This window comes from Streptomyces sp. SGAir0957 (assembly GCF_043523415.1).
Map to the genome: position 1 here is coordinate 158,385 of NZ_CP027293.1, position 9,073 is coordinate 167,457.

The 9,073-nt window shown below is 72.1% G+C and carries 8 protein-coding genes; all 8 read right to left on the minus strand.

The features are described from left to right. Positions 1-29 precede the first annotated feature (29 nt). The 8 genes from C1N81_RS06425 to C1N81_RS06460 all read right to left on the minus strand — a co-directional run bounded on the left by C1N81_RS06425 (position 30) and on the right by C1N81_RS06460 (position 9,054). A complete protein-coding gene (locus tag C1N81_RS06425; RefSeq protein WP_394427646.1) occupies positions 30-1,178 on the minus strand; it encodes a glycine amidinotransferase in 1,149 nt (382 codons plus the stop codon). 58 nt (positions 1,179-1,236) lie between these two features. Then, complete coding sequence (locus C1N81_RS06430) at positions 1,237-2,571, minus strand: aminotransferase-like domain-containing protein (RefSeq protein ID WP_394427647.1); 1,335 nt, start codon at positions 2,569-2,571, stop codon at positions 1,237-1,239. Further along, entirely contained in the window at positions 2,568-3,920 is a 1,353-nt protein-coding gene (gene dpgC, locus C1N81_RS06435) for a (3,5-dihydroxyphenyl)acetyl-CoA 1,2-dioxygenase DpgC (RefSeq protein ID WP_394427648.1), read from the minus strand. The genes C1N81_RS06430 and dpgC overlap by 4 nt, the downstream gene beginning before the upstream one ends. Further along, positions 3,917-4,633, minus strand: coding sequence for an enoyl-CoA-hydratase DpgB (gene dpgB / locus C1N81_RS06440; RefSeq protein WP_394427649.1), 717 nt, complete (start codon positions 4,631-4,633; stop codon positions 3,917-3,919). Before dpgB ends, dpgC begins: the two co-directional genes overlap by 4 nt. A 20-nt stretch (positions 4,634-4,653) precedes the next feature. Beyond that, positions 4,654-5,814, minus strand: a complete 1,161-nt coding sequence (gene dpgA / locus C1N81_RS06445) for a 3,5-dihydroxyphenylacetyl-CoA synthase DpgA (RefSeq protein ID WP_394427651.1) — start codon at positions 5,812-5,814, stop codon at positions 4,654-4,656. Between the two features lie 32 nt (positions 5,815-5,846). Beyond that, positions 5,847-6,746, minus strand: coding sequence for a TauD/TfdA dioxygenase family protein (locus C1N81_RS06450; protein WP_394427652.1), 900 nt, complete (start codon positions 6,744-6,746; stop codon positions 5,847-5,849). A gap of 67 nt (positions 6,747-6,813) precedes the next feature. Beyond that, positions 6,814-7,746 (minus strand): sulfotransferase domain-containing protein, encoded by a 933-nt coding sequence (locus C1N81_RS06455; protein WP_394427653.1) that lies wholly within the window; start codon positions 7,744-7,746, stop codon positions 6,814-6,816. 90 nt (positions 7,747-7,836) lie between these two features. Continuing rightward, complete coding sequence (locus C1N81_RS06460; RefSeq protein WP_394437768.1) at positions 7,837-9,054, minus strand: cytochrome P450; 1,218 nt, start codon at positions 9,052-9,054, stop codon at positions 7,837-7,839. Between the last annotated feature and the right edge of the window lie 19 nt (positions 9,055-9,073).

Genomic DNA, 9,073 nt, shown 5'->3' on the forward strand with positions numbered 1-9,073 from the left:
ATGGGTCGGCGTGCGGGCGGGCGGGACGCTCAGGCCAGGTAGTCCTCGGCGCCGCCGGCGCGCACCGTGTCGAGGGTGAAGCAGTGGAAGCCGCCGCCGAACAGGCGCCGGTGCCGGTGCCGGACGGGGACGACGGTGAACCCGTGCTTCTCCAGCGTGGCCATGAGGGTCTTGCAGGCGTCGTTGACCATGACGGTGTCCTCGTCGATGGAGAGCACGTTCAGGTCGATGTAGGGGCTGGCGGGGATCGGGTCGTCGTTCTCGTACTGCGGGTAGTCGTCGACGCCGGGCGGTGGCGGGACCACGACGTCCCACCCGCGCAAAGCCTCGGGCAGGAAGTCCACGACGCCCGGGTCGCGCAGCAGCAGGGTGCCGGGGCGCAGCGGAACCACGACGGAGTCGATGTGGCTCTGGGTGAGCCGGTCCATGCGGTGGACGCGGAACCGTCCGTCGAGGTGGCGCCGCAGCCAGTCGAAGGCGAGGGCGTGGTTGGCGTTGGAGACGTTGACGATCAGGTCGCGGCCGAGGCGCAGGCAGTTGGCCCCGTCGATCATCGGCTCCAGGCCCACGTCGTAGGGCGACGCCTGCGGGTCGAGCGGGACCTCGATGTTCGGGGCGGCGTGGGCGACGTTGGCGGGGTCGAAGGAGTGGTCGGTCATCATCGGGCGCGGCATGGTCGTCCAGCGGGCGCCGGTGCGGAAGTACTCCAGGAAGACCGGTTTGAGGAACTGGGTCTCGAAGTAGCGGTCGTGCAGCATGGGCGGCGTCTCGATGATCTCGTCGCCCATGATCAGGGTGTTGTCGCGCAGGTTGAGCGGCGGGGTGACGGTGGCCTCGAAGGCGGGGGTGGCGACGCGGGTCGCCTCCGGCGCGGGCGGCAGGGGCCGGTGCACGGTGACGCCGAGCGCGGCGAGCTGGGCGGCGAGGCCTTCGACGTCCTCGACGAGTTCGCCGAGGAAGCGCTCCTTCTGTTCGAGGCGGTGCGGGGTGTTGCGGTCGCGGCGTTCCTCGCTGTCGCGCCAGGTCGAGAGGGAGGGGTAGTAGCCGCGCGCTCCGGAGAGGTTGTCGCTGATGAACATGTCGAACGACATGTCGCGCACCCGGTCGAGGTAGCCGTCCACCGAGCCGAGGACGACCTCCTTCAGCGGGGTGAAGTCGTCGTAGCTGTTCAGACGCATCGGCGGGGGCCTTTCGTGGGGCGTCGGGGGGTGCGTGCCTGCGTGCGGTGACCGCTCGTCATCCCGCGGCCTCCTTCGTGAGGAAGGCGGCGAGGCGCCGCACGCCGGTCTCGATCCGGTCGGGCTCCAGGTAGCTGCACGACAGCCGGATCTGCCGGTCGCCGCGGTCGGTGAGGGAAAACTGCCGCATCGGTGTCCACAGCACGCCGTACCGGTCCGCCGACACCTCCAACAAGGCGTGGTCGGCGGGGACGGGCAGGTCGACGCGGGCGAAGAAGCCGCCGGCCGGGCGGTGCCAGGAGACCCCCGGGAGCGTGCCGGGGGGCAGGTGCCGCTCCAGGGCGTCGGTCAAGTGGGCGAGGTTGGAGCGGTAGCGCTCGGCCTTGCGCCGGGCCAGGGCCCGCAGGGAGCGGCCGTGTTCCAGCAGGAGGCCGCCGACGACGGCCTGGGACAGCGGTGAGGTGTTGACGGTGACCATCGTCTTGAGGTCGGCGAGTTCCTGGGCGAGTGACCGGTCGCCGCCGGCGAGTCCTTGGGCGAGTGACCGGTCGCCGCCGGCCCGGCCGACCCGCTGGTCGGCGACGGCGTAGCCGACGCGGGCCCCGGGGAACCCGACCTTGGCGAAGGTGCCGAGGTGGACGACGCGGCGCCGGGCGTCGAGCGCCTTGAGTCCGGGCAGGGCGTCGTCCTCGGCGGCGGTGAAGGCGTAGGCGTTGTCCTCGACGAGCAGCAGGTCCTCGCGGTCCGCCAGGTCGAGCAGGGCCCGCCGGGCGTCGAGGGGCATCCGGGCCCCGCCGGGGTTGGAGAAGTCCGGGGCGACGTAGCAGGCGCGGACGCGGCGGCCCTCGGCCCGGGCCTGGCGGCAGCGAGCGGCGAGGTGGTCCACGTCGAGTCCCGCGGCGCCTTCACGGACGTCGGTCACGGGGATGTCGAGGAGCCGTGCGGCGCCGACGATGCCGGGGAAGCACGGATCGGCCACGGCGAGCACGTCGTCGCTGTTCCGGTACAGGGCCCGCAGGGTGAGGAACATGGCCTCCTGGGCACCGACGGTGATCACGACGTCGTCGGGTGCCACGTCGATGCCCTGGTCGGTGCGGAGGGCCTCGGCCACGAGGTCGTTGATGAGCCCCTGGGCGGGGCCGTACTCGTAGAGCGCGCGTTCGGCGCGGGACGCGTCGAGGCCGCGTTCGGTGCGCAGGTGGGTGAGGAAGCGGTCCGTCAGGTCGCGCGGGTCGAGCCCCTGGACGAAGTCGGGGTGCGGGGCGCCGGGCGCGAAGGAGATCGCGTCGGGGTGACGGGCCATCACCTCGTTCAGGAAGCCGATGGCGCCGAGCACCGGGTCCTGAAGAGAGCCGTGCAGGTCGGCGGCGTGCAGGTCGGGGGCGGCGGTCATGTCCGGCTCCCCCGTGCCGCGCGCCGCCGCTCGCGCTCCTGCCAGCGGCGTTCGACCTTGTCGAGGACGTCCGGGGCGTAGGCGCGGTCCGCCTGGGCGAAGGCGAACTCGGCGATGTACGCGCGGAAGTGGTCCAGGGGTTCCTCGGCGAGGGCGAGCATGTGCCGGTTGGCGGCGACGGCCGGGGCAGAGAGGGCCGCCGCGGCGCGTTCGACCGCCTCGTCCATGTGAGCGGCGGGCACGACCTCGTCGTAGACCAGGGAGGCTTCGGGGTCGGTGGTGGCGATCCTGCGTCCGCCGAGCACCACCTGGCGGGCGAGGCGGGCGCCCGTCTGCCGGGTGAGGCGGAGGTTGCCCGCGCCGGGCACGATGCCCTCCTCCGCGGCGGGCAGGCTGACGAAGGCGCCCTCCTCGGCGACGACGTGGTCGAGGGTGAGCAGGAGTTGCATGCCGCCGCCGATGGCGAAGGTGTCGACGGCCCCGATCCACGGTTTGGTGACGAACCGCTCGGTGCCGGCGCCGGGGGCCGGGTCGGTCAGCAGGCCGTGGAGCAGCTTGCCGACGTAGCCGAGTTCGCGGCCGAGGAGGAAGTCGACCAGCGGGATCCGGCCGTTCCGCAGGTCGGTGAGGTCGATCCCGGCGCTGAAGACGCGCCGCCCCCGGTACGCGGGATGGTCGGTGGTGCCGCCGCGCAGGACGCCGACGCGGACCGAGTCGTCGAGCAGGACGAGGTCGACGGCGGTGTCGAGGTCGGCGACGAGCCGGGCGTTCTCGGCGTTGAGCCGCTCCGGGTTGCGGAACTCGACGTGGGCGGCGGCGCCCCGGCGTTCGACGTGCACGGCGTCCAGTTCCACGCGGCCGTCGGCGCGGAAGCCGTCCAGGAGTTCCAGGGCGCGCGGGGTGGGTCCGAGCATCGTCTCCACGAGATGCCGGCCGGCCTCGGGCGAGCGCAGCACGGCGCCGCAGAACCGGCCCTGGTCGATCTCGCGGCCTTCCTTCTCCGCCTGTACGACGCGGCGTTCGGCGGCCATCTGCGCGCGGGTCGGCACCAGGCCGGGCACCAGGTCGGCGGCGGCGTCCACGAGCTCCGGAAGGCGCGGACGCCGGGTCAGCCCGTCGGTGAGCAGGCCGTAGACGGTGTCGGTGTGCCGGGCGAGGAAGTCCCGGCGAACGGCGCGGACTTCGGCGTGCGCGCTCGCGGCGCGGGCCCGCTCGTCCGGGGACCTCGCCGGGACCGGGGGCAGCGCCGCGAGGACGCGTTCGGCTGCCGCTGCCGCCTCGGCGAGGTGGTGTGCGTCGTCGTCGAAGCGGCCGCCGACGACGAGGGAGGTGTCGAGCCGGGTGGTCACTTCGGCGCCTCCGTGGGCTGCGTGCCGCTGTCGGCCAGGCGTCGCAACTCGCGGTCGCAGGCGGCCAGGTGGACGCCGAGGGCGTCGTCGTACTCGGCGGAGGCGGCCTCCTCCAGGAGCCGCCGGCGGATGTGGGTCTCGCGGTCGGAGAGCCGGCCGCGCAGCACGGCCGCGGTGTGGACGGCCTCGGTGAGGTCCTCGCTGACCTGGTCGACGATGCCTAGCTCCGTGGCCTCGCGGAGTTCGATCGCCGAGTCCCACAGCACGATGCGGCGGGCGCGGGCCAGCCCGATGTGCTGCACGAGCCGGTACAGGGTCATGCCGGGCCAGAAGTGGCCGCCGTTGACCGGCAGCATCAGGCGCAGGTCGGGCCCGGCGATCCGGTAGTCCGCGGCCAGCAGCAGGTCGAGGACCGGGCCGCCGCAGGTGCCCTCGACGACGGCGATGTTCACATGGTCGAGCCGCTCCAGACGGCGCAGGGCGCGCTCCCAGCGCTTGACCTCCTGGATGGAGACGTCGCCCGGCCACTCACGTGTCCGGTCGGGTGCCGGGGTGAACCGCAGGACCACGACCGTCCGCGCACGCCGTTCCCCGGCCTGTTCGCAGACCGCGTCGAGGGCCGCGGTCAGTTCGGGCAGCGGGCTGCCGCCGTCCAGTTCGACCAGGATGCCCAGGTCCTCGGGGAGTTCCGTCCGGTCGGGTCCGGTCCTCATGCTCGTACCAGCTCCTTTCCTCACCAGCGCACCAGCGCCGTCTCGATGGTCGAGCCCGGCCCCATCGTCATCAGGACCCCGAGGTCGCCCGGCAGAGCGGCCTTCTCGTCGCGCAGCCGCTCGTAGGAGAACAGGAACGATCCGCTGGAGACGTTGCCCTGGTCGCGCAGCACCCCGGTGGTGTGCCGCACGTCGTGCCGGGACAGGCCGAGGTTCACCCGGATCGCGTCGATCACCTTCTTGCCGCCGGAGTGCACCACCCAGTGGTCGATGTCCTCGATGCCCAGGCCGGTGCCGTCCAGGAGGCGGGAGACCGCGGTCTCGGCGTGGGCGCCGACGACATAGGGCACGTCGGCGTCGAGGTAGAAGCTGAACTTGCCGTGGTCGTCGTCCCAGTCGTAGCGCATCGCGGAGACGGCCTCCGGGATGATGTGGCTGGTGAACCTGAGCAGTTCGGGTCCGGGCGGCGGTGCCTCGTCGCCCGGTCGCTCCGGGGCGCGGACGGCGACGGCCGCCGCGCCGTCCCCGAAGAGGCTGTTGACCACCGAGGAGCGCATGGTGCCGTCGAAGACGTAGGCCGCGGAGCAGGCCTCGACACAGACCATCAGGGCGAGTTCGCCGGGGTGGCCGCCGGCCCAGCCCGCGACGGCGTTGAGCGCGTTGAGCCCGGCGTTGCAGCCCATGCCCACGACGTCGAGGCGCTGACAGGACGGGTCAATGCCGAGGTCCCTGATGAGGAGCGCGGACAGTCCGGGCGTGAGCAGTCCTGTGGAGGTGACGCAGCACAGGTAGCGGAGGTCGCCGAGGTCCGCTCCGGCGTCCGCCAGACAGCGTTCGACGGCCTCCCGGCCCATCCGCAGCCCGGTCTCGGTGTGCTTGCGCAGCAGATCGCCCTGGGACTCCCCGACGGGTGTCCCGTCGGGGCCGAGCGGGGGCAGGGTGAGATTGCGGCGCTCGATGTTGCCGCCGAGGAAGACGGAGCGGATGCGGCGGTCGGTGATGCCGAAGAGGTCGAGGACCTCTCGCTGGGTGTACGAGAGCGGCGGTACGGCGGTGCCGACACCGACGAGCCCCGGCGCGCCGGCGGCCGCTCGCTCCCGCGCGGGACCGTCCGCCGGGGCGGGACCATCCGCCGGGGCGGGACGGGGTACCGGGGCGGCCCGCTGCTGGGTTCCGCGCACGTCTTCCTCCGTGGGGTGCGGGGTAGGCCGACTCAGTAGCCGACCTTGGCGTTGATGCGGCGCGGGTAGTACCGCTCGTCCCCGTTGCGCCGGTACTCGGGCCGGGGCGGGGTATTGCTCGACGGCAGGTCGCCGTTGACCGTGACGCGCTGACCGCGGCGGTGCTCCTGGTAGTCGTTGATGGCGATGTGCTGGGTGACGCGGTTGTCCCACAGGGCCACGGTGTGCGGGTCCCAGCGGTACCTGAGGGTGAAGGCGGGCTGCTCGGAGTGCTCGAACAGGTGCTGGAGGACGGCGTCGCTCTCCTGCCGGGTGAGCTGCGGGATGTGCGAGGTCCACATCCGGGTGACGTAGAGCGACTTGCGCCCGGTCACCGGGTGGACGCGGACGACGGGGTGCTCGGCGGACATCTCCACGACCGGCGGGATCTTCAGGACGTGGACGGCGGTGAGCCCTTCGAGCATCTCCTTGAACGGCTCGGAGAGCGTCTCGTACGCCCGGTACTGGTTGCTCCACATGGTGTCGCCGCCCGCGGAGGGGGTGTCGATCAGGTGCAGGATCGACGCGATCGGCGGGCTGGGGCTGAAGCTGACGTCGATGTGCCACTCGTCGGCCTTGCCGCCCTTGTCCGGTTGGATGACCGTGATCTCGGGGTGGCCCTCCAGCTTGGGCAGGAAGGGGTGGACCTCCACCTCGCCAAAGCGCCGGCCGAACGCGATGTGCCCCTCGGGGGTGAGCCTCTCCTGGTCCGGGAAGAACAGGACGAGGTGTTCGAGCATCAGCTCGTGGACCCGCTCGAACTGCGCGTCGGTGAGGTCGTTGAGGTCGATGCCGCGGACCTCCGCCCCGAGGGCGCCGGAGACACGGCGGATGTCGAAGGCGTCGGACGGCACGGGGGCGGCGGCGGTCTGCGCTGGCGCGGACGGGGTCACAGCGGGTTCTCCTTCGGATCGTGGGACGGTCGGCGGGGCGCCGCGCCGGCGGGCGGCCGTGCGGCGGTCAAGGGCGGGCGCCCGCCGTGCCGCCGTGCAACCAGTCCAGGAAAGGCTTCGGGGCGAGGGCACCGACCCGCTCGTGGTAGGCGTCGAGATCGGCGTCGGTCAGCACGGAGCGGGCGTCGCCCGAGCGTCCTGAGCGGAAGAACTCCACGGGGTCCGCGAGGATCTCCTTGTCCGGCGCCAGCTGCGCCGCACGGCCCTTCATCTCCTCGAAGGTCGCCGCCCGCACCAGGCCGGGCCAGACGTCGGCGTCCACGGTGATGCCCAGCCAGTCGGCCAGCGCCGCCATCTGCCCCGCCAGGTCGGCGCGGAGGTCCTCGTAGTGCAGCAGCCGGACGTTCGGCTCGGCACGCCGGTGCCAGGCGTCGAGCGGGTGGTGGAGTTCGGCGGCGGCGACGTCCTGCTCCCAGGCGTCGGACTCACCGGCACGGCACCAGTTCAGCAGGTACTCGCGGGCCGGCGGGAGCGTGAGGGAGCTGGGACCGGAGTACTCCGTCGAGTCCTGGTCGCTGTTGAACGCGTGCAGCCACTCGGCGCGCACGTTGGCGGCCTGGTGGTACATGGACAGGGCCCGGTCGAGGGGGTGCCGCGCGACGACGAGGTAGCTGACGCGCGGGTCGAGGGGCAATCCGTCGAGCGGGACATGCGTCTTGATGACGCGCCGGTGCTCCTGCTCGGCGAGCTGCGCGAACATCTGGTCCTGCGGCGTGAAGAGCTGGTCCAGCCACGGCGACAGGGTCGACAGCGGCTTGGGCAGCTCGGGGGTCTGGAAGATGAGCAGCGCGCAGATCATCTGCACCCACGTCGTGCCGGCCTTCGCGGGGCTGCTCACGACGATGTCGCCCTCGCGCAGCGGGAAGTCGTCCCAGCGGGCACTGTCCTGTTGCGGCGACTTGTACCTGCGCGGTGCTCGAGTCAGCGTCTGATCACCCATGGCGGCATTCCTCACAGAGGCACGAAGAGGCAGCGGATTCGGTCACAATCTGCCGTGGCGGCCGTTGAACGGCATCCATGTTCGCCACAGTTACGCGTCCCAGGTCACGGGGAGACTCTTCACGCCGTAGACGTCAGCGATCTCCGCCTCGGGGCGCAGGGCGATCTCCTCGGCCGGTACGGCGAGGCGCAGTGTGGGGAAGCGGTTGACCAGGGCGGGGAACGCCACCCGCATCTGGACGCGGGCGAGTTGCTGGCCCAGGCACTGGTGGGCGCCGTGGCCGAAGGCGATGTGCGCGCCCTCCTGGCGGTGCAGGTCGAGCCGGTGGGGGTCGGTGAAACGCGCGGGGTCACGGTTGGCCGTGTTGTAGGACAGGATCACCGTGGTCCCGGCCGTGATGGTGTGCCCGCCGACCTCCACGTCCTCAAGGGCCGTGCGCATGAAGGTCTTGCCGACGCTCAGGTAGCGCAGCAGTTCCTCCACGGCCCGGTCGGCGAGGGCGGGATCCGCGCGCAGCGCGGCGAGCTGGTCGGGGTGGCGCAGCAGCGCGTAGGTGCCGAGACCGATCATGTGCATCGTGGTGTCGAGTCCGGCGGCGAGCAGGAAGAGGGACATACCGACCAGCTCCTCGTCCGTGAGGTCGCTGTCGGTGAGTTCGCTGAGCACGTCGTCGGTGGGGCGGGCGCGTTTGGCGGCCACGAGGGCGGCGAGGTGGGTGCGGGTCGCGTAGTAGGCCGCTATCAGGTCGTCGCGGTCGGACTCCAGGTCCCGGAAGGCGTCGACCTGTTTCTGGAAGGAGGGGCGTTCGTCGTGCGGGACGCCCAGCAGCTCGCAGATGGTGACGGCGGGGAGGGGTTTGGCGTAGGCGGTCACCAGGTCGGTGGGGGGCCCGGCCAGCTCCATCGCGTCGAGGTGTTCGGCGGTGATCTCTTCGATGCGTTCGGTGAGCAGCCTCATGCGCCGCACGGTGAACTTGCCCATGAGCGGCTTGCGGTAGCGGCCGTGGCGGGGCTCGTCCATGAAGAGGAACTCGCCCGGGGGCGCCGGGTCCAGCTCGACGCCCCCGTGGTCCACGGTCGGATGGCGCAGGAGCTCCCACCGGGAGCTGAACCGCGGGTCGGCCAGGACCGACCTGACGAGGTCGTATCCGGTGATCAGCCATCCGTCCACGCCGCCGGGGAAGACGTAACGGCTGATGGGGCCGTGGCGGCGGGCCTCGAGCATTTCGGCCGGCGGGTCGAACGGCCGCTCGGGCGGGCGCTGTGTCGGCATGGTGGTGACGGTGTACAGGGGGTCGCCCACGGCCATCCTCGTCTCGCAGGGTGTG

Excerpts from the sequence above, each read along its gene's own strand:
- C1N81_RS06425 (WP_394427646.1), bottom strand. The coding sequence starts at position 1,178 with ATGCGTCTGAACAGCTACGACGACTTCACCCCGCTGAAGGAGGTCGTC.
- C1N81_RS06430 (WP_394427647.1), bottom strand. The coding sequence starts at position 2,571 with ATGACCGCCGCCCCCGACCTGCACGCCGCCGACCTGCACGGCTCTCTT.
- dpgB (WP_394427649.1), bottom strand. The coding sequence starts at position 4,633 with ATGAGGACCGGACCCGACCGGACGGAACTCCCCGAGGACCTGGGCATC.
- C1N81_RS06455 (WP_394427653.1), bottom strand. The coding sequence starts at position 7,746 with ATGGGTGATCAGACGCTGACTCGAGCACCGCGCAGGTACAAGTCGCCG.
- C1N81_RS06460 (WP_394437768.1), bottom strand. The coding sequence starts at position 9,054 with ATGGCCGTGGGCGACCCCCTGTACACCGTCACCACCATGCCGACACAG.